This window comes from Kitasatospora sp. NPDC004240, from assembly GCF_053603215.1.
In genome coordinates, this window is record NZ_JBSGFD010000011.1 from 1 (window position 1) to 20,372 (window position 20,372).

The window sequence follows — 20,372 nt, forward strand, 5'->3', positions numbered from 1 at the left end:
CAGGGGGACCTCCGGGAAGGGGCGACCGAGAGCACCGCCAAGACCACCCCACGACCACCGCCCTGGTGACCCGCGCCCGCGAGCTGCGCTCGCTCGGCCACCCCGACGCCGACCGGCACTGGGCGCGGATCGCCGAGCTGCTCGACGCCGCGGAGACCGACGGCGACATCGCCCTCGACCCCGCGCTCGGCCCGGTGGCGCGGCTGCGCGCCGACGTCGCCGAGTACCGCACCCACGACGCCCTGGACAAGGAGGACTGGGTCCGCGCCCGGGAGCAACTCGCCGCCGTCGCCGACCTCTTCGACCAGGCCGGCCAGCACGGTCACGCGCTGGCCGTCCGGGCCCGCGCCCTGGTCGTCGACCTCGACGAGGAGAAGGGCCACCCGGCCGACCGGCCCGCCCTGGACGAACTCCTGGCCGCCGCCGAGGCCCTGCCCGCCGGCGCCCTGGAGCCGGACGACCACCTGCTGATCCTCCAGTGCCGGGCGTTCGCCGCCCACCACGAGCTGGTCGCCGCGCTGTCCGGCCCGGAGGACGAGGAGAGCGGCCCGGAGCACACGGAGGAGGACGGCCCGGAGCGCACCGACGAGGACGGCGAGCCGCAGGGCCCGCCGGCCGAGCTGGTGGAACGCTTCACCACCCTCGTCGCCGCCTACCGCGCCGCGGGCGAGGCGCACGGCTCCGTCCGCCGCACCGCCACCGCCCGACAGTTCACCGCCGACCTCGCCGCCCGGCAGGGCCGGCTGGACGAGGCCGAGGCCGAACTCCACGAGATCCTCGGCCTGCTGGAGGACGGCGACCTGCCCTGGCACGCCCCGCGCAGCCTCGGCCTGCTCGGGCAGGTACTGTTCCACAAGGGGCAACTGCCCGAGGCCGCCGAGGTGTTCCACCGGGCGATCGCCGAGGCCACCCGCTGGGCCGACGACGACTTCCCGTACGGCGCCACCTACATGCTGCTCGGCCACGTCAGCGCGCTGACCGGCGAGACCGGCGCGGCGGTCCGTTCGCTCTCCGAGGCGGCCGCCCGCTTCGACCGGGACGGCAAGACCGCCGAGGCCGCCGAGACCCGGCTGCAGCTCGGCAACGTGTTGCGCGGCACCGGCCGGGCCGCGGACGCGGTCGCCGTGCTGGAGTCCGTGCTCGGCGACCCCGCCGTTCCCGCGGCCGTGGACGAGCGGATGCTCGCCCAGATCCGCCTGGACCTCGCCCGGGGCCTTTCCGAACTGGAGGAGTACCGCGACGCGGCCGAGGAGTTCCTGCGGCTCGCCGACTCCGTCGCCGGCTGGGAGGACCAGGACACCCACACCATGGCCGCCGCCGAGGCCACGGTCGCGCTCGCCGCGGCCGGGCACTGGGACGCCGTCGACGCCGCCCGCGAACGCGCCCTCGCCTCCCACACCAGGGCCCCCCGGCCCGACCAGGTCTCCGCGATGCTGCGCGAGATCGCCCGGCTCACCGTCGAGGCCCAGGGCCCCGACGGCCTCCCCGCCGCCCTGGAACGGCTGGCCGAGGCGGACGCCCTGCGCGAGCGGGCCGAGGAGCAGGGTCTGCCGCACACCGGCTGGTACCTGCGCGGCGCCGCCCACTACGAGCGGGCCAAGGTGTACATCCGGGTGGACCGCCCCGAGGAGGCGCTCGCCTCCGTCGAACTGGCGATCACCGCGTACGAGGTCGGCGGCGAGGAGGCCGAACGCCCGCGTGCCGAGGCCACCCGGATCGCGGCCATGATCGAGGGCAACGCCCTGGGCCGGCCGGGCGCCGCCCGCGCCCGCCTGGCCGCCGCCATCGAACGCTGCCGTGCGGCCGACCTGCCGGACGCGGTGGAGATCCTCTCCTCCCTCCACGACCACCTCGCCCAGCCCCACACCCGCGACTGACCCCCACCGCCCGCCCCGCCCCCGGCCCACCGGGAGGCGGGGCGGCGGCGTTCCCGGGGGAGGGGAGTGGGGGTTTCGGCTTGACGACCGCGTGGTGGGGAGGTGGCTGGAAGGGGTGGCGGTCGGGTGGGCGGGGCGGCGGCGTTCCCCGGGGGGCGGGGGTCTCGGTTCTACGACGGCGAGGTGGGGTGAGTGGGAGGGGCGGCCGGCTGGGCGGGGCGGCCGTGTGTCCGGGCCGGGGTGCGGGTGGGCGCACGGCTCGGCGGAGGTGCTCCGGGGGCGAAGTGGCCCAGTGAAACATGGCCGGAATGGACCGAGGTGGTGGGCCGGTCGCTTCCTAGGGTGGAAGGAGAAGGGCTTCCCCGTGGAGAGGAACTGGTGTCATGACGACGCGTGCCGATGTGTGGCTGGACCCGATCTGCCCCTGGGCCTGGGTGACGTCCCGCTGGCTGGTGGAGGTACGTGAGCAGCGCGACGTCGACCTGCGCTACCACGTGCTGAGCCTGTCCGCGCTGAACGAGGGCCGCAAGGGCCTGGAGTCCTGGTACAAGAAGTGGCTGAGCACCGGCTGGGGCCCCGCCCGGGTGCTGATCGCGGCGGAGGCCGAGGCCGGCAACGCGGTGGTCGGCCCGCTGTACGAGGCCCTGGGCGAGCGGCTGCACACCCAGAAGGCCCGGCGCAGCCGCAAGACCTACGAGGCCGCGCTGGCCGAGGTGGGCCTGCCGCTGGAGCTGGCCGCTGCGGCCGACTCGGAGGAGTGGGACTCCGTCCTGCGGGAGAGCAACAAGGCGGGTCTGGCCCCGGTGGGCGAGGACCTCGGTACGCCGACCATCCACTTCCCGCAGCCGGACGGCACGGTGTCCGCGTTCTTCGGCCCGGTGGTCGCCCCGGTGCCGCGCGGCGAGGCGGCGGGCCGGCTCTGGGACGGCGTGGTGGCGCTGTCCGGGATCGACGGCTTCTACGAGCTGAAGCGTTCCCGCACCCGCCCGCCGACGGTCGACTGACCGCTCCTCACCTGTCACGGCGACCGAAGCCTCACGGCGACCGAAGCCTCACGGCGACCGAAGGGCCGCCCCCGGATCCCGGGGGCGGCCCTCGCGCGTCAGGGGAGCGGGAGGAGTTCGGTCGACAGGTAGCTCTGGGCGTTGTAGATGGTCCTCTCGGTGTCGAGGATGGCGCGGCGGCCGTGCATGACCCGGGTGTTGTCGATCAGGGCGACGTCGCCGTCCTGCCACTCCAGGTCCTCGGTGGCGGTCTCGGTGAGGTGGCGCCAGCGGTCGAGCAGGGCGGGGTCGAGCGGGGTGCCGTCGGCGAAGGTGATGGTGGGGGTCTCGTAGTTGTAGGAGGGGCCGAAGACGCTGTTGGCCCAGGAGGGGGTGTCGGAGAAGAGGCCGCCGTGGACGGCGGGGGTGCGGTAGGCGTAGGTGATGGAGCCGTCCGGGTTGAGGTCGATGGTGGTGGAGTCGGGGTCGTTGGCGAGGGCGGTGATGTCGTCGACGGTGATGGCCTCCAGGGGCTTGTCGCCGCCGAGGTGGTGGTGGACGAACGCGCGCCACTTGGCCTCCTCGACGACCCGGGAGTAGACGATGTCCTGGGCGAAGGGTGCCCGGTCGGTGTCGGTGGCGGAGCCCCAGACCCGTACGCCGTCGCAGACGGTGGTCTGGGAGCCGCGGGCGGCGGCCTTCTCGCAGAAGAACCAGGTGAGGTCGGGGCCGAAGGGGCTGTTGCCGTTCTCCAGGTGCAGGCCGACGGCCGCGGTGCCGGCGTCGACCATCTGGGCGACCTCGCCGCCGTGGAAGGACCGCGCCGGGTCGAGGGTGACCTTGCGGGAGTGCGCCTTGACGAAGGCGGAGAAGCTCCGCAGGTCCGGGCCGAAGCCGCGCAGCAGCAGGAACCCGGCCTCCGCGAGCAGTCCGGTGACGTACGCGGGCGGCAGCTCGGCGAGGGTGCGGGCGGCGGCGGGGGTGAGCAGCAGCCCGGTGCCGGTGCCGTACGACTCGACGGCGGCCGGCGCGGTGGTGGTGGCCGCGGTGGTGGACGTGGCGGTGGTCATGATGCCCTTCCGGTGGGGAGGAGGGCCGCCTGTACGGTGCTGCGCATCGGGCGGCCGGTGACGGTGAAGTACCTGCGGTAGAGCTCCTCGCTGCTGTGGACGAGGTGGACGGAGGAGACCCGCTCGACCTCCGAGAGGTGTTCGGCGCCGTACGCGGTGATCTCCCGTTCGGCGGTGGCGAGGTCGGTGCCGTGGTGGACCAGGAACAGGCCGTGCAGGGCGGACAGGCCGTCGCCGAAGACCACGGCGGCGTGCACGCAGGGGATCCGGGCGTACTGGGCCTCGACCCATTCGGGGGCGACGTTGCGGCCGGCGGCGGTGATGATGACGTTCTTCTTGCGGCCGGTGATCCGCAGGTAGCCGTCCTCGTCCCGGGTGGCGAGGTCGCCGGTGTGCAGCCAGCCGTCGGCGTCGAGGGCGAGGCTGGACGGGTCGTCACGGGTGTAGCCGGCGAACAACGAGGTGCTGCGGACGAGCAGTTCGCCGTCCTCGGCGATGCGGACGGTGACGTGGCCGAGCGGACGTCCGACGGTGCCGGGGCGGTGGGCGCGGGGGGTGTTCCAGCTGACCACGGAGCTGTTCTCGGAGAGGCCGTAGCCCTCGTACACGGGGATGCCGTGGTCGAGCAGCCGGGCCAGGGTGGACGGGTGGGAGGGGGCGCCGCCGCAGCAGATCAGCGGGACGCGGTCGGTGCCGAACAGGGTGGCGGCCACGGGTGCCCCGGCCTCGGCGGCGCGGTCGGCGGCGTGTTCGAGTTCGGTGACCACCGAGGGCGGGGCGACCAGCGCGGTCGGCCGGACCGCGGGCAGGTGGTGGAGCACCTCGCGGGCGGCGTCGGCGGCGGTGCCGACCAGGGCGGCCCGTTCGGGCAGCAGCACCACGGTGCCGCCGTCCAGCAGGACCAGGTAGAGGCCGGTGACCTGCTCGATGAGCAGGCTGAGCGGCACCATGGACAGGTAGCGGCGGAACGCGCCGGGCGGCATCTCGGCGCGCAGCGAGGCGAGCAGGGCGTCCAGGGCGGCGGAGCGGATGCGGACGCCCTTGGGGCGGGAGGTGGTCCCCGAGGTGTGGATGATCTTGCACTCGCGGTCCGCGGCGGCCTCCCGGCGCACCGGGAACTCCGGCCCCTCGGGCCCGAGTTGCGAACCGAGCTCGACCAGCCGGCCGGCGTCGAGACCGATCACCGGGCAGTCCGGGCGCAGCACCCGGCCGCGGCCCCACTCCTCCAGCCGGCGCAGCCCCGGCCCGTCGGCGAGGCAGAGGTCGGCGCTCTCCAGGAGGCCGGCCGCCTGCTCGTGCGAGAAGGCCAGCGGCACCGGGATCTCGACGTCCTCGGAGCCGAGCAGGGCGAGGTCGGCGATCACGCAGGCGGGGGTGTTGCCGCAGACCACGCCGATCCGCAGCGGCCCGGAGCGGGGTCGGCCGGCCAGCTCGCCGGCCAGGGCCCGCGCGGCGCCGATGACCTGACGGTAGCTCAGCGGTTCCTCGCCCAGCACCTCGACCAGCGGCCGGTCGCTGTCGGCGAGTTCGCGCAGCACCCGCTCAACGGCCCGCATGGCCGACCAGCTCCTCGGTGGGCGCGCCGGGCGTGAGGTCCAGCAGCGAGTAGCGGCCGGTCATCTCGGTGAACAGCCGGTGCAGCGCGTTCAGCGGGATCACCCCGACCTGCGGCGCCTGCTCGTAGTAGGAGCCCCAGCAGGCGCGCTCCTCCGCGTCGAGCACACCCGGGTCGGCCGGCGCGTACGGGACGAACTCGATGCCGACCCGGGCGAAGGTGGCGGTGAGCTGCCGGGTGGCGGTGCACAGGATGTACTCCATGCCCAGGCACCAGGCGACGATCGGGGTGAGCCGGATCAGCTCCAGGCCGGTGCGGCTGACCCGGGAGGCCAGCGAGCCGACCTCGACGATCCGCTCCCGGTCGACGGCGCCGCCGGACAGGTCCCGCAGCCGGCGCTCCAGCGGGCCGTCCAGGTAGCGCTCGGAGAAGAAGGGGCGGTCCGCGGAGCCGAAGGTCAGACCGGCGACCGCGAGCGGCGACCGGGTCGATCTGTCCTCCGCCGCCCCGGAGGACTCCTCGGACGCCTCCCGGGCCGCTTCCTCGTGGGCCACGAGGAAGCAGTCCGGCTCGGAGTGGACCTCGGCGCCGTACCAGCGGCCGTAGACGTCGCGCACGACGTCCGTGGACGAGTGCCAGGCGGGTGAGCCGCGCCGGGCAAGGGCGATCTTCATGAGCGGTGTCCCTCTCTGTCGTCGCCCGCCGGCGTCCCGGGGCCCTCACCCCGGAGGGAACCGCCGGCGAGTTACAGGTCGGCGCGCAGGCGGGCGAAGCGCAGGCGTTCGCGCTCGGCCTTGGGCATGGCGGCGACGACCTGGTCGTAGGAGTGGTCGGTCATCTCCTCGATCTCCTCGTCCGGCACCGAGCCGTCGAGGAGAACGGTGATCCAGTAGCGCTTGTTCATGTGGTAGCCGGGCAGCACGCTGCCCGTGAACCGCCCGCGCAGGTGGGCGGCGAGCTCGGGTTCGCACTTGAGCGTGACCCAGTCGGGCCGTTCGTCGGAGCCGTGCCGGACGATCGCGAACATCTTGCCGAGCACCCGGTAGACCATGGCGTCCGGGCCGAAGGGCTCGTCCTCGGTGGCCTCCGGCAGGCCGAGCGCGTAGTCGGCGAACCGTTCGGGATTCATCGCGGCGGAAGTCATGGTTCTGGTCACCCCTCGGTAGTGGTCGGGCCGCCCGGCGTCGGGGCGGCCGCTCCGGTCATCGTGCCAAAGCCCGTTGACCGGAGCGGCCGTTCCCCGACGGGCTCACCCCTGGCGGGTCGGGGAGGCGCCGGCCGGTGCGGTCGGGCAGACGTACGTGTCGTCGTCGGTGCCGGTCGCGAAGGGGTTCTCCGCGCAGGCGCCGACCATGCCGGCCGCCAGGGTGTCGCCGTCCTGCGGGTCGATCAGCAGGAAGGACCCGGTCTCCCGGTCGGTGGCGTACAGGTCGGGGGTGACCGGCCCGTCGGTGCGCACCGTGACGGTGGCGATGTCGTTGGCGGTGAGCTTCTCGGGGCCGTCCTCCCAGGAGAGCGCCCCGATGTCGAGGCGGCCGGGGATCGCGGTGACGATCGCCCGGACGGTCCGGGTGGTGTGCCGCAGCAGCACCCGGTCGCCGGCCCGCAGCGGACGGTCGGACAGGTGGCAGACGGTGGCGGAGACCTCGCGCACCGGCTCGGGCGCGCCCTCGGTGCCGGCCAGCAGGTCGCCGCGCGAGACGTCGACGTCGTCCTCCAGCCAGACGGTCACCGACTGCCCGGCCACGGCGACCTCGACGGCCTCGCCGAGCAGGTCGATGCCGCGGACCCGGCTGCGCTCGCCGGAGGGCAGCACGACCAGCTCGTCGCCGACGGACAGGGCGCCGGCGGCGAGGCGTCCCGCGTAGCCGCGGTAGCCGTGCCGGGACTCCCCGGGCGTGCGGATGACGTACTGGACGGGGAAGCGGACCGGGCGGCGGTGGTCGTCCTCGTCCAGCGGGACGGACTCCAGGTGGTCCAGCAGGGTCGGGCCGTGGTACCAGTCCATGTTCTCCGAGCGGTCGACCACGTTGTCGCCGAGCAGGGCGGAGACCGGGATCGCGGTGAACTCGGGGATGCCGAGGGTGGTGGCCAGCCGGGTGAACTCCGCGCCGATGTCGGCGAAGCGCTCGGCGTCCCAGTCGACCAGGTCGATCTTGTTGACGGCGAGGACCACCCGCGGCACCCGCAGCAGGGCGGCGACGGCGGCGTGCCGGCGGGTCTGCTCGACGATGCCGTGCCGGGCGTCCACCAGGATCACCGCGAGCTGCGCCGTGGAGGCGCCGGTGACCATGTTGCGGGTGTACTGCACGTGGCCGGGCGTGTCGGCGAGGATGAACCGCCGCTTGGCGGTGGCGAAGTAGCGGTACGCCACGTCGATGGTGATGCCCTGCTCGCGCTCGGCGCGCAGGCCGTCGGTGAGCAGGGCCAGGTCGGCCTGCTCCAGGCCGAGGTCCTTGGCGGCCTTGGTGACGGACTGCAGCTGGTCGCTGAGGACGGACTTGGAGTCGTACAGCAGCCGGCCGACCAGGGTGGACTTGCCGTCGTCGACGGATCCGGCGGTGGCGAGGCGGAGCAGGCCGACCTGCTCTCCGGTGGGGTGTGCGGCGCTCATTAGAAGTAACCCTCCCGCTTGCGGTCCTCCATCGCGGTCTCGGACATCCGGTCGTCGGCGCGGCTGGCGCCGCGCTCGGTGATCCGGGAGGCCGAGATCTCGGCGATGACGGCCTGGATGTCGGTGGCGTCGGACTCGACCGCGCCGGTGCAGGACATGTCGCCGACGGTGCGGTAGCGCACCTGGCGGACCTCGGTGGTCTCGCCCTGGCCGCCCCAGTCGCCGGGGGCCAGCCACATGCCGTCGCGGCGGAACACCTCGCGCCGGTGGGCGTAGTAGATCGCGGGGAGCTCGATGTCCTCCCGCTCGATGTACTGCCAGACGTCCAGCTCGGTCCAGTTGGAGAGCGGGAAGACCCGGACGTGGCCGCCGATGCGGTGCCGGCCGTTGTAGAGCGACCAGAGCTCGGGGCGCTGGTTGCGCGGGTCCCAGGCGCCGAACTCGTCGCGCTGGGAGAAGATCCGCTCCTTGGCGCGGGCCTTCTCCTCGTCGCGGCGGCCGCCGCCGAAGACCGCGTCGAACTTGTTGCCCTGGATGGCGTCCAGCAGCGGGACGGTCTGCAGCGGGTTGCGGGTGCCGTCGGGGCGCTCGCGCAGCCGGCCGTCGTCGATGTAGTCCTGGACGCTGGCCACGTGCAGCCGCAGCCCGTGGCGGGCCACCGTGCGGTCGCGGTACTCCAGGACCTCGGGGAAGTTGTGGCCGGTGTCCACGTGCAGCAGCCCGAAGGGCACGGGCGCCGGCGCGAAGGCCTTGCGGGCCAGGTGGAGCATCACGATGGAGTCCTTGCCGCCCGAGAAGAGCAGCACCGGCCGCTGGAACTCGGCCGCCACCTCCCGGATGATGTGGACCCCCTCGGCCTCCAGCGCGTCCAGGTGACTCAGGCGCGGGAGTGCGGGTGCGGTCAGGTCGGTCATGCCAGCCCCCTCTCGGTCAGTGCGGTGTGCAGCAGGTCGGTCGTCGCTTCGACGGTGTGCAGGTCGGTGTCGATCCTCAGTTCGGGGTGTTCGGGTGCCTCGTACGGGTCGTCGACGCCGGTGAGCCCGGAGATCTCGCCGGCCGCCTGCTTGGCGTACAGGCCCTTGACGTCGCGCTCGGCGCACGTCTCCACGGCGGTGGCGACGTGCACCTCGACGTAGCGGGTGCCGCCGGCCATGTGCTGGGCGCGTACGGCGGCGCGGGCGTCGCGGTACGGGGCGATCACCGGGACGAGCACGGTGACGCCGTTGCGGGCGAGCAGTTCGGCGATCCAGCCGATCCGGCGGACGTTCTCGGTGCGGTCGGCGCGGGTGAAGCCCAGGCCGGCCGTCAGGTTGGCGCGGATCTCGTCGCCGTCCAGGATCTCCACCCGGCGGCCGCCGGCGCGCAGGCGCTCGGCGAGCGCGCGGGCCAGGGTGGACTTGCCGGCGCTGGGCAGTCCGGTGAGCCAGACGGTGCCCCCGGAGACCTTCGGCGCGGTCATGGTGTCGGTCACGGCGCTCACTCCTGTCCCAGGCTGGGGTGGGTGTAGTCGCCGGTGCGGTACGCGGCGGGGTGGACCACCGTCAGGTCGGTGATGGTCTGGCCGACCCCGGTGTAGTGCTGGAGGATGACCTCCGGCGGGGAGTGGTGCCAGTGGTCCTCGCCGCGCTCGAAGGAGACCGGGCCGCGCCAGGTATCGAAGGTGCCGGCCTCCAGGGCGTCGATCAGGCCGTCGCGGCTGACCTCGGCGGCGTTCTCCAGCGCCTGCGCGATGAGGGTGATGTCGGTGAAGGAGTTCAGCGCGGTGTCCGGCGGCGGGGCGCCGTAGACGGCGGTGTAGCGCTCGACGAACCAGCGGCCGACCTCGGTCAGGCCCTCCCAGTAGGGGCTGAAGACGGTGGCCGGCCAGACCACGTGGTTGCCGCCCTCGCCGGCCAGCCGCCAGTAGTCGGCGGAGCGCAGCGGGTACTGGAACGGCACCATCAGCGGGGTGGCGGGCAGCAGTCCGGCCTCGGTGGCCTGCTGGATGACCAGGTAGTTGGTGCGGATCACCCCGACGTTGACGAAGACGTCCGGGGCGAAGTCCTTGATCTTGGCGAGCTCCTCGGTCAGGTCGAAGGTGCTCTCCTGGTCGAAGTCGATCCGCAGCACCTCGAAGTCGTGCGGGTGCGCGGCGGCGACCTCCTCGAAGGTGTCCGCGGTCATCAGGCCGAAGACGGTGTTGGCGGCCAGCAGCGCCACCTTGCGGAAGCCCTGCTCCGCGGCGAACTCGACCATCGGCGGGACGCGTTCGGCGACGTTGGTGAAGGTGCGGAAGACCGTGCGGCGCCGCTTGCGGGTCACCCCGCTGTGCGCGGACTCGATGAACAGCGGCACCCCCAGGCGCTCGGCGAGCTCGGCGGTGTGGTCGGCGGTGCGCAGGTGCCAGGGCCCGAGGGCGGCCAGCACGTCGTCGATCTGCGCGACCTTGGCGAAGGCGCCGACCGCGGAGCGCTGCATGTCGCCGTCGAGGGCGACCGTCTCCTGGTCGTTGCGCAGCACGAACTCGATCTGCAGGCCGTCACGGATGCCGCCGTGCTCGCGGACGTACTCGGCGCCGATCCGGGCGCCGCGGACGGTCAGCTCGCCGGCCGTCGGGTCTCCGGGGCCGGTCAGCGGGGTGACGATGCCGATCTTCACGGTCCGGTCGCCGGCGGCGGCGCGGTTGACGGACTCGACGTCCGCGCGGGCCCGCTCCTCGAACGTGCTCTCCGGTGCGGTGGTCATGGGTTCCCCTCCCTTTTTTCGCCCGCTCCGGCTCAGCGGCCGGACTCGGGGCGGTAGTCGTAGTCGGCGAACAGCTCGTCCAGGGCGGCCACGTCCAGGCCGTAGTCCTCGGCGCGGTAGGCGTGCGAGCCGTGCCGGCCCTGCGGGTTCTCCTCCAGGTAGCGGCGGAAGGCGCGCTCGGCGGCGCCGGTGACCGGCAGGCCGAGGAAGTCGCAGATCCCGCCGACGGTGGCGATCGGGTCCTTCATCAGCGCCTTGTAGTCGACGTCCAGCACCGAGGCGGTGGCCGGCAGCTTCGCCAGCTGCTCCGGCAGGGCGTCGACGGCCTCGCGCAGCCGCCGGGTCCAGAACTCGCCCAGCTCGTGGCGGTCCACCGAGTCGCTGCGCGAGGCGCGGATGATCTCGGTGAGGCTGCAGGTGGACGGGATGGTCACGCTGGGCGCCCGGCGCATGTGCAGGATCCGCGCGTCCGGGTAGGTGCGGGTCAGCGCGTCCGGCTTCCACAGGTGGAACGGGCACTTCATCAGCACCGTCTCGGCCGGCACCCGCCACAGGATGTGCTGCAGCAGGTCGCGGTGGTGGTCGTAGGCGTCGAACTGGTCCTGGCCGGCCAGCCACTCGCCGTACGAGGGCACCCGGTAGCGCAGCTCGTACGCCATGGTCTTGAAGGTCGGCGCGGTCAGCCGGTGGCACTCGTCGGGGCGGCGGGCCTCCCAGAAGTGCGCGGCCGGCAGCGCGGGGGCCAGCCGGTAGTAGTCGTCGACGAAGGCCTGGGCGCCGGCCACCAGCGCCGGGTCCTCGCCCTGCGTGTCGCTGACCGGGGTCATCAGCTCCCACAGGTCGGGGGAGCGCAGGTCGGGGTGCTCGCGCAGCAGGTTGTGCATGAACGTGGTGCCGCTGCGGGTCATCCCGGTGATGAACACCGGGCGCTCGATCCGCACGTCGGCGATCTCCGGACGGGCCCGCCGGGCCAGCTTCGCCTTCGCCTGGGTGGCCAGGCAGCCGACCAGGGCGCCGCGCACACCGGGCCGGCCCTGCTCGGTGAGCCCGCCCTCGGTGTCCAGCGAGGCGGTCAGCCGGGCCAGTGCGTCCAGGTGCTCGAAGTCGTCGAAGTCGGGCGTCCCGGCCGCGGCGCGGGCCGCGTCGAGCAGCTCGTCCAGGTCGAAGGCCGGCGCTTTCGCTGGTGCTGTCATGGCGTCACATCCTGTGGTCCGAACGGAGGTTCTGGTCGATTGATCGGCAGGCTAGGCGAGCCGCCGAGGCCACTCCAGGGCCAAGTTCGGGGTCGGCGGGGGCACCAAATGAACCGGCGCCAATGGCCCTGCGAGCCCGCCGAACTTGGCACTGGAGGCGGCTGACGGCGGCTGCGTACGGTGTGCGCCCATCCACCGCAATCCCCACCGGACCGATCGCCCTCGGGAGGTCACCGCCATGTCCGACGTCCTGGATGCGCCACCCCTGCCACCCCCGTCGACCCTGTCGCCCCCGTCCCTGTGGACGTGGGCGGGCCGCCTGGAACCCCGTGCGGAGGAGCCGGCCCCACCCGTGCTCGCCGCCGACTCCTGGCTGGTCGACGAGGGCCGGGTACGCGCCCTGCGACTGCACTGGGAGCGGTTCGGCCGCACCGCCCGGACGCTCGGCGCCGACCCGGCCGAGCTGGTCCGCTTCCGTGCCGCCGTCACCGCCGAACTGCCCCGCCGCGGGCGCTGGTTCCCCCGTGTCGAGCTGACCGTCGAGCGCCGCCTGGTGCTACGGCTGCGGCCCGCGCCGGACCCGGCCCCCACCGTCGTCGCCTGGATCGCCGATGTCGCCGATCCGCGCCGGCGGCCCGCCGCCAAGGGCCCCGACCTCGACCTGCTCGCCGCCGTACGGGCCCGCGCCGAGCGCCACGGCGCCGGCGAGGCGGTGCTGCTCGACCGCCGCGGCGACGCCGTCGAGGGCGCGTTCAGCACGCTCTTCTGGTGGGACGGCGACCACCTGTGCACCGCCCCCGAGGACGGCACCGTGCTGCCCGGCGTGACCCGCCGGCTGCTGCTCGAACGTGCCCGCTGCCTCGGGCTGGAGATCCACTACCGCAAGACCACCCCCGACCGGCTGGCCCGTCACGAGGTCTGGTTCACCAGCGCCCTGCACGGCATCCGGACGGTCACCGCGTGGCAGCCGGGCGGCGTCCCCGCCCCCCGCCGGCCCGGTCGCGCCGAGGACTGGCGCGGCTACCTCGCCGCCTGCCTCGAACCGCTGCCCGAACTGAACTGACGACCTGTCACATTCCAAGGGAGACCACGATCATGAAGCTCCGCTCCGTCAAGCGTCACCTCGCCTCCGTCCGCCGCATGCACTTCGGCCCCACCCACCGCGGCCTGCGCGGCCGGCTGGAGCTGCTCGCCACCCGCCAGCTCGGCGCCGGCGACTTCCTGTGGCACGCCCTGGAGCACGCCACCGACGTCGACGCGCCGCTCTTCCACCACCTGCCGCGCGGTGGCTCCAAGGCCGACCTGGAGATCTTCAGCCTGGCGGACCTGCGCGACCGCACCGAGGTGTTCGCCCGCCGCTACCACAACGTCGGGGTGCGCCACGGCGACCGGGTCGGCGTCTACACCACCGACGGCATGGCGAGCTTCATCCACTTCCTGGCCCTCAACAGCCTCGGCGCGATCCCGGCCGTCATCAACCCCAACATGGCCCCGGCCACCGCCTCCGCCTACCTGGCCCGGCTCAACGCCCGCGGCCTGGTCGCCGACGACGCCCTGCTGGCGAACTTCCTGGCCGCCGCCACGCCCGGCACCTCCTTCGAGTTCATCATCACCCAGGAGGAGCTGAACGTCTGGACCCCGGTCGGCCCGCTGCCCGCCGGCTACCCGTACCGGCACGGCGACATCGACCCGGTGCTGATCTCGCACTCCTCCGGCACCACCGGCATGCCCAAGGCCGCCACCTTCGGCCACCGCCAGTTCTTCGCCGGCAAGCGCCCGCGCATCCTCACCCTGCCCTCGGGCCACGACGACCGGATGCTGCTGGCGTTCCCGCCCTCGCACTCCTCCGGCTACAGCTACATGATGATGGCCACCGTCCTCGGCCTGCCCACCCTGGTGATGGAGGACCAGGCCGGCGCCGTGGTCGCCGAGGCGATGCGCTGGTGGAAGCCCAGCGTGGTCACCGGGTTCCCGATCACCTTCGCCGAGATGCTCGCCTGCGGCATCGCCCCCTCCGCCGCCTCCCACGTCACCACCTGGATCTCCACCGCCGACGCCTCGCACGAGGCCCACGTGCGCGAACTGGTCCGGATGGGCCGCCACCGCGCCAACGGCACCTGGCGGCCGGGCTCGCGCTACCTCGACGGCCTCGGCGCCTCCGAGATGGGCATGGCGCTCTTCCTCAACATCCACGGCCCGGACACCGACGCCTACAAGCGCTGTGTGGGCTACCCCGAGCCGATCGTCGAGGAGGCCGTGGTCTTCGGCGAGGACGGCGAGCGGCTCGCCCCCGGCGAGATCGGCTACCTGGCGGTCAAGACCCCCACCGTCACCCTCGGCTACTGGGACGACCACGACACCACCCACCGCTCCATCCGCGAGGGCTTCTGGATCACCGGCGACGTCGGCTACCAGGACGAGAAGGGCCGCTTCTACCACTTCGACCGGATCACCGACGTGATCAGCACCCGCCAGGGCCCGGTGCACAGCCTCACCCTGGAGGAGGTCATCTTCAAGACCTGCCGGGAGACCGTGGACTGCGCCGTGGTCGGCGCGGTCAGCCCGGTCGACCCGACCGAGTTCGAGCCGATCGCCGCGCTGCGCCTGTGCGAGGGCCGCGAGGCGGACCCGGAGGAGCTGCTGTCGCGGATCAACAAGGCGCTGCGCAAGGCCAAGCTGCACGAGCTGGCCGCCGTGGTCATCTCCACCGACGAGAAGCGGATCCCGCTGGGCGTCACCGGCAAGGTGCTCAAGCGCGAGGTCCGGGCGACCTTCGCCGGCCTGCTGCTGGACATCGACGAGGACCACGGCCTGGCCGTCGCCCGCACGCTCTCCGAGCAGCTGATCATCAAGCGGATCGCCGCCCGCGCCGAGACCCCGCCGCAGGCCCAGAGCCTGGCCTGAGCCAACCACCGACCCGGCCGGCCCTCCTCGCCGTCCCCCCTCCGGCGGCGGAGGGCCGGCCGCCTCCCCGCGCTGAAGTCCCCGTCCCACACAAGCGATTGGACCTCATAGCCGTGACTCCCACCAGACTGCTCCCCGGCCCCCGGCCGGCGACCACCCTCGACCGCGACCGCCCCTGGAACCCGTACGACTGGCGCGGGCTGCCCGCCGCGCAGCAGCCGCCGTGGCCGAACGCCGGCGAGCTGTACACCGTCCGCGACCTGCTCGCCGACCTGCCGGCGCTGACCACCCCCGCCGACGCGCTCAGCCTGACCGCCGCGCTCGGCCAGGTGCAGTCCCGCCAGGCCTTCCTGGTGCAGGGCGGCGACTGCGCCGAGCCGTTCGGCAAGGCCGCGGTGGCCGGCGCCCGCGCCAAGGACCGGGTGATCGGCGCGATGGCCGAGCGGATCAGTGCCGCCCTGGGGCTGCCGACCGTCACCATCGGCCGGATCGCCGGCCAGTTCGCCAAGCCCCGCTCGGCGAACACCGAGAAGGTGGACGGCCGCGAGCTGCCGGTCTTCCGCGGCCTCACGGTCAACGGCCCGGAGCCGTACGAGAAGGACCGCCGCCCGGACCCGTACCGGCTGATGTCCGGCTACTACAGCGGCAAGCTGGTCCTGCACGAGCTGCACATGCTCGCCCACGAGCAGGCCAGCGCCCGCCTGCCGCAGGCCTGGGAGCCCGAGGTGGCCCGCGCTCTGCTGCCGGACACGGCGCCCGCGCTCGCCTGGGACGGCTCGCTACACTCGGTGCTCTCCGGCTACGGCCGCACCCGGCACGACGACGGGCCGGGCGGCGGCCGCTGGTCGCACACCGGGCTCTGGACCAGCCACGAGTCCCTGGTGCTGGACTACGAGGCCCCGCTGACCCGCCGCGACCCGCTCACCGGCGAGTGGTACCTGCTCTCCACCCACCTGCCGTGGATCGGCGAGCGCACCCGCGACCCGAACGGCGCCCACGTGCGGTTCCTGTCCGGCATCGCCAACCCGGTGGCCTGCAAGATCGGGCCCTCCGCGACCCCGTACGACGTCGTCGAGCTGTGCGAGCGGCTGGACCCGCTGCGCAAGCCCGGCCGGCTGAGCCTGATCGTCCGGATGGGGCCCGCCCAGCTGCGGGACCACCTGCCGGGGATCGTCGAGGCGGTCCGGGCGGCCGGGCACCAGGTGGTCTGGGTCAGCGACCCGATGCACGGCAACACCGTGCAGAGCGCCGGCGGGCTCAAGACGCGGTACCTGGACGCCATCCTGGCCGAGATCACCGCGTTCTTCCGGATCCTGAGCGCCGCGGGGGAGTGGCCCGGCGGTGTCCACCTGGAGCTGGCCGGCACCGACGTCACCGAGTGCGTCGGCGGCGAGCTCGTCCCCACCGAGGGCGAACTGCCCCTGCGCTACAGCTCGATGTGCGACCCGCGGCTCAACAACGAGCAGGCCCTGGAGGTCGCCGACCTGATCGCCCGGCTGGCGAGCGCCTGACGCGGGCCGCCCGTGACCGCCCCGCCCGCGACGGAGCACGTTCCGCCCACGGCGCCTGAGGACAGGCCCGAGGACAGGCCCGAGACGGCCTGAGGACGGGCCCGCGGCGCCCGGGGACGGGCCCGCCCACCGCCGCCACCGCACCCCCACGCAACCGGAGAGCCGACATGAAGACGCTGCTGATCGACAACTACGATTCGTACACCTACAACCTGTACCAGTTGATCGCCCGCACCACCGGCGTGGAGCCGGAGGTGGTCACCAACGACAGCCCGGACTGGACCGAGGACCGGCTGACCCGCTACGACAACATCGTGATCTCCCCCGGCCCGGGGGACCCGACCCGCCCGGAGGACTTCGGCATCTCGGCCCGCGCGATCGAACGCGCCGAGGTCCCGGTGCTCGGCGTGTGTCTCGGCCACCAGGGCATCGCCGGCTCCTCCGGCGCCCCCGTGGTCCGCGCCCCGCGGGCCCGGCACGGCCACCTCAGCCCGGTCACCCACGACGGCCGGGACCTCTTCGCCGGCATCCCGCAGGGCTTCACCGTGGTGCGCTACCACTCGCTCTGCATCGAGGAGCCGCTGCCGCCGCAGCTGGAGGCCACCGCCTGGGCCGAGGACGGCGTGCTGATGGGCCTGCGCCACCGCGAACGGCCGCTGTGGGGCGTGCAGTTCCACCCCGAGTCGGTGGCCACCGAGTTCGGCTCGGCGATCGTCGCCAACTTCCACGAGCTGACCCGCCGCTTCCACGCCGAGCGCGGCCGCGTCCTGGCCCGCCGCACCCCCGGCGCGCCGAAGGTGTTCATCCCGCGCCAGCGCGTCACCGAGCCCGCCCCGGCGCCCGCCGCGGAGGTCACCACCTACCGGCTGCACACCCGGACCATCCCCACCGCGATCGACACCGAGCAGGCCTTCGGCGCGCTCTACCGCGGCGCCCCGGACGCCTTCTGGCTGGACAGCTCGCTGGTCGAGCCCGGCCGCTCCCGCTTCTCCTTCCTCGGCGACGCCTCCGGCCCGCTCTCCGAGGTGGTCCGCCACCGGGTCGAGGAGCACTGCGTCGAGGTCACCCCGAGCGGCCGCCCGCCGCACCTGGTCGCCGGCGACGTCTTCGAGTACCTGGGCACCCGGCTGAGGAACATCCGGCTGGAGGGCGCCCCCGAGCTGCCGATGGACCTCACCTGCGGCTACGTCGGCTACCTCGGGTACGAGATGAAGGACCGCACCGGCTCCCCGGCCAAGCACCGCTCCCCGGCCCCCGACGCCTGCTGGATCTTCGCCGACCGGATGGTCGCCGTCGACCACGCCCTCGGCCAGACCCACATCCTGGCCCTGTCCACCGCCGACCCGGCCTGCGTCCGGGCCGCCCGCACCTGGCTGGCCGACACCGCCGCCACCCTCACCGCGCTGCCCCGCCCCCGCCCGCAGGGCGCCCCGGCCGCCGGCGGCGACCCCGCGGAGCTCGCCGAGCACCTGGTGGTCGACCGCGAGGCGTACCTGGAGGGCATCGAGACCTGCAAGCAGCAGCTGCTGGCCGGTGAGAGCTACGAGATCTGCCTGACCAACGCCATGAAGCTGCCCCGCCCCGAGGACGGCTACGAGTTCTACCAGCAGATGCGCCGGCACAACCCGGCCCCGTACTCGGCCTTCCTGCGCTTCGGCGAGCTGGAGGTCGCCTGCTCCTCGCCCGAGCGGTTCCTCAAGATCACCCGCGACCGGATGGTGGAGACCAAGCCGATCAAGGGCACCGCCCGCCGCGGCGCCGGCCCCGCCGAGGACCAGCGGCTGCGCGACGCGCTCACCACCAGCGCCAAGACCCGCGCCGAGAACCTGATGATCGTCGACCTGCTCCGCAACGACCTCGGCCGGGTCTGCGAGGTCGGCTCGGTGTCGGTGCCCAGCCTGATGCACACCGAGACCTACGCCACCGTCCACCAGCTCGTCTCCACCATCGTCGGCAAGCTGCGCGCCGACTCCGACCCGGTGGACTGCGTCAAGGCCTGCTTCCCGGGCGGCTCGATGACCGGCGCGCCCAAGCTGCGCACCATGGACATCATCGACTCGCTGGAGACCCGGGCCCGCGGGGTCTACTCCGGGACGATCGGCTTCCTCGGCCTCAACGGCACCGCGGACCTCAACATCGTGATCCGCACGGCGGTGCTCACCGGGGACGAGATGACGGTCGGCGCCGGCGGCGCGATCATCCTGGACTCGGACCCCGTCGAGGAGTACGAGGAGATGCTGCTCAAGGCCTCCGCCCCGCTCCGGGCCCTGACCGCCCGTCCGGCGGCCGCCGTGACCCGCTGACCCGGGCACGGCCGACCGATGGGGACGTCAGCTCGCCGACCGCTGGGAACGTTCGAAAGCGGCGGCGAGCTGACGCACGCCGGAGGCGATCTGTTCGGGCGGGGTGCCGCCGTAGCCGAGCACCACGGCCGGGGTGGTCGGCGCTCCCGCGGGTGCGCCGGCCCCGGAGGCGAAGAAGCCCGACAGCGGGTAGATCCGCACCCCCTGCTGGCGGCAGAGCCGGGCCATCCGCGGGTCGTCCGTCCCCTCGGGGAACCAGACCGTCAGATGCATCCCGGCGGCGGGCGGGTCGACCGCCACGAGGTCCCCGAAGTGCTCGCCGAGCGCCTGGACGCAGGCCTCGCCGCGCTCCGCGTAGACCTCCCGCATCCGCCGCACGTGCCGGGCGAAGTGGTTCTCCACCAGGAAGTCGGCCATCGCGGCCTGGATGAGGATCGGCAGCGAGCTGACCGTGAACCGCTGGGCGGCGGTCACGATGTCCACCAGCTCCGGCGGCACCACCATGTAGGCCATCCGCATCGCGGGGAAGAAGACCTTGCTGAAGGTGCCGATGTAGACCACCCGGCCGCTGACGTCCCGCTGCTGGAGCGGCGGGCAGGGCTGGCCGACCCAGAACTCCCCGTCGTAGTCGTCCTCGACCACCCAGCCGTCCACCCGCTCCACCCAGTCCAGCAGCTGGCCCCGGCGGAAGTCCGACATCCGGTTGCTCAGCGGGAACTGGTTGTTGGGGGTGACCACCGCCATCCGGGCCTGCGGGAACCGCGACTCGCCGAGCAGGACGGCGATGCCCTCGCTGTCCATGTCCACCGGGCAGGGCTCCACCCCGGCCGCGGCCAGCGCGGCCCGGTTGCCGGCGAAGCCCGGGTTCTCCACCAGCACCTGCTCGCCCTCGTCCAGCAGCATCCGGGCCAGCAGGTTCAGCGCGGCCTGCGAACTGGAGACGATGATGACCTCGTCCGCGGTGCACTTCACCCCCCGGGTCAGGCCGAGGTAGCTGGCGATCTCCTTGCGCAGCGGCCAGTACCCCGCCGGGTCCCGGTGGGCGTACAGCGCGCTGCTCATCCGGTACGAGCGGCGCGAGACGATCCGGCTCCAGGTGGTGGTGGGGAAGGCGTCCAGCGCCGGCGTGCCGAGGGTGAACGGCCGGGCCGGGTACGCCAGCGTCTCGTGCGGGACGTCCACCTCCCGGGAGGCCTTCAGCACGGTCTGGGCGGCCCGGGACAGCCGGGGCGCCCCGCGCGGCTTCTTCTCCCAGGCGTCCGGCAGCCGGGCCGCCTCCGGGCTGATGGTGCCGGCCGGCGCCGACCCGGCCACCCGGGTGCCCGAGCCGACCTTGCCGTCCAGGTACCCCTCGGCCAGTAACCGCTCGTACGCGACCAGCACCGTGTTCCGCGACACCTGGAGCTCCTCGGCGAGGGTCCGGGTGGCGGGCAGCCGGCTGCCCGGCTGGAACTGTCCGGTGTCGATGTGCCAGCGGATCTGCTCGTACAGCTGCTGGTACAGCGGCACCGGGCTGGATCTCACCAGGCGGAACCCGCCACTGGGCAGTGCGGTGGAGCCTCTGGGCATCGTGGGTCCTTTCGTCGGGGGGACGGCGGCGCGGGGCGGGCCGCGCCGAACGTCCCGGCGGCGGTGCGG

At 73.6% G+C, this 20,372-nt stretch carries 15 protein-coding genes and 1 pseudogene; 6 read left to right on the plus strand and 10 right to left on the minus strand.

Annotation, left to right across the window (positions count from 1 at the left end):
* Together ACWEQL_RS05115 and ACWEQL_RS05120 are read left to right on the plus strand one after the other, a co-directional pair.
* Positions 1–1,877: pseudogene (locus tag ACWEQL_RS05115) on the plus strand (hypothetical protein); the annotation flags it as partial.
* 383 nt (positions 1,878–2,260) lie between these two features.
* The gene (locus ACWEQL_RS05120; protein WP_452148780.1) at positions 2,261–2,881 is read left to right on the plus strand and encodes a mycothiol-dependent nitroreductase Rv2466c family protein; all 621 of its coding nucleotides are present in this window, start codon (positions 2,261–2,263) and stop codon (positions 2,879–2,881) included.
* Positions 2,882–2,979: 98 nt separating this feature from the next.
* Here ACWEQL_RS05120 and ACWEQL_RS05125 read toward each other — a convergent pair whose 3' ends face one another.
* The 9 genes from ACWEQL_RS05125 to ACWEQL_RS05165 all read right to left on the minus strand — a co-directional run bounded on the left by ACWEQL_RS05125 (position 2,980) and on the right by ACWEQL_RS05165 (position 12,016).
* Complete coding sequence (locus ACWEQL_RS05125; protein WP_452148781.1) at positions 2,980–3,930, minus strand: TauD/TfdA family dioxygenase; 951 nt, start codon at positions 3,928–3,930, stop codon at positions 2,980–2,982.
* Positions 3,927–5,486, minus strand: a complete 1,560-nt coding sequence (locus tag ACWEQL_RS05130) for an AMP-binding protein (protein WP_452148782.1) — start codon at positions 5,484–5,486, stop codon at positions 3,927–3,929. The genes ACWEQL_RS05125 and ACWEQL_RS05130 overlap by 4 nt, the downstream gene beginning before the upstream one ends.
* Positions 5,473–6,159, minus strand: coding sequence for a thermostable hemolysin (locus ACWEQL_RS05135; RefSeq protein ID WP_452148783.1), 687 nt, complete (start codon positions 6,157–6,159; stop codon positions 5,473–5,475). Before ACWEQL_RS05135 ends, ACWEQL_RS05130 begins: the two co-directional genes overlap by 14 nt.
* A 71-nt stretch (positions 6,160–6,230) precedes the next feature.
* On the minus strand, positions 6,231–6,629 hold the full coding sequence (locus ACWEQL_RS05140; protein ID WP_452148784.1) for an MmcQ/YjbR family DNA-binding protein: 399 nt from the start codon (positions 6,627–6,629) through the stop codon (positions 6,231–6,233).
* A 105-nt stretch (positions 6,630–6,734) separates the two neighbouring features.
* Positions 6,735–8,099: a sulfate adenylyltransferase subunit 1 gene (locus tag ACWEQL_RS05145; RefSeq protein ID WP_452148785.1), complete on the minus strand. Its 1,365-nt coding sequence runs from the start codon at positions 8,097–8,099 to the stop codon at positions 6,735–6,737.
* Positions 8,099–9,013, minus strand: coding sequence for a sulfate adenylyltransferase subunit CysD (gene cysD / locus ACWEQL_RS05150; RefSeq protein WP_452148786.1), 915 nt, complete (start codon positions 9,011–9,013; stop codon positions 8,099–8,101). Before cysD ends, ACWEQL_RS05145 begins: the two co-directional genes overlap by 1 nt.
* Positions 9,010–9,558: an adenylyl-sulfate kinase gene (gene cysC, locus ACWEQL_RS05155; RefSeq protein ID WP_452148844.1), complete on the minus strand. Its 549-nt coding sequence runs from the start codon at positions 9,556–9,558 to the stop codon at positions 9,010–9,012. Before cysC ends, cysD begins: the two co-directional genes overlap by 4 nt.
* Before the next feature lie 17 nt (positions 9,559–9,575).
* Positions 9,576–10,823, minus strand: coding sequence for an ABC transporter substrate-binding protein (locus ACWEQL_RS05160; protein WP_452148787.1), 1,248 nt, complete (start codon positions 10,821–10,823; stop codon positions 9,576–9,578).
* Positions 10,824–10,855: 32 nt separating this feature from the next.
* Positions 10,856–12,016: a sulfotransferase family protein gene (locus ACWEQL_RS05165; protein WP_452148788.1), complete on the minus strand. Its 1,161-nt coding sequence runs from the start codon at positions 12,014–12,016 to the stop codon at positions 10,856–10,858.
* 352 nt (positions 12,017–12,368) lie between these two features.
* Here ACWEQL_RS05165 and ACWEQL_RS05170 point away from each other — a divergent pair, with 352 nt between their 5' ends.
* The 4 genes from ACWEQL_RS05170 to pabB all read left to right on the plus strand — a co-directional run bounded on the left by ACWEQL_RS05170 (position 12,369) and on the right by pabB (position 18,734).
* A complete protein-coding gene (locus ACWEQL_RS05170; protein WP_452148789.1) occupies positions 12,369–13,079 on the plus strand; it encodes an aminotransferase class IV in 711 nt (236 codons plus the stop codon).
* Positions 13,080–13,111: 32 nt separating this feature from the next.
* A complete protein-coding gene (locus ACWEQL_RS05175) occupies positions 13,112–14,920 on the plus strand; it encodes a class I adenylate-forming enzyme family protein (RefSeq protein WP_452148790.1) in 1,809 nt (602 codons plus the stop codon).
* 113 nt (positions 14,921–15,033) lie between these two features.
* Positions 15,034–16,431, plus strand: coding sequence for a 3-deoxy-7-phosphoheptulonate synthase class II (locus tag ACWEQL_RS05180; protein WP_452148791.1), 1,398 nt, complete (start codon positions 15,034–15,036; stop codon positions 16,429–16,431).
* 167 nt (positions 16,432–16,598) lie between these two features.
* Positions 16,599–18,734: an aminodeoxychorismate synthase component I gene (pabB, locus tag ACWEQL_RS05185; protein ID WP_452148792.1), complete on the plus strand. Its 2,136-nt coding sequence runs from the start codon at positions 16,599–16,601 to the stop codon at positions 18,732–18,734.
* A 27-nt stretch (positions 18,735–18,761) separates the two neighbouring features.
* Here pabB and pdxR read toward each other — a convergent pair whose 3' ends face one another.
* Entirely contained in the window at positions 18,762–20,303 is a 1,542-nt protein-coding gene (gene pdxR, locus ACWEQL_RS05190; RefSeq protein WP_452148793.1) for a MocR-like pyridoxine biosynthesis transcription factor PdxR, read from the minus strand.
* Positions 20,304–20,372: the final 69 nt, after the last annotated feature.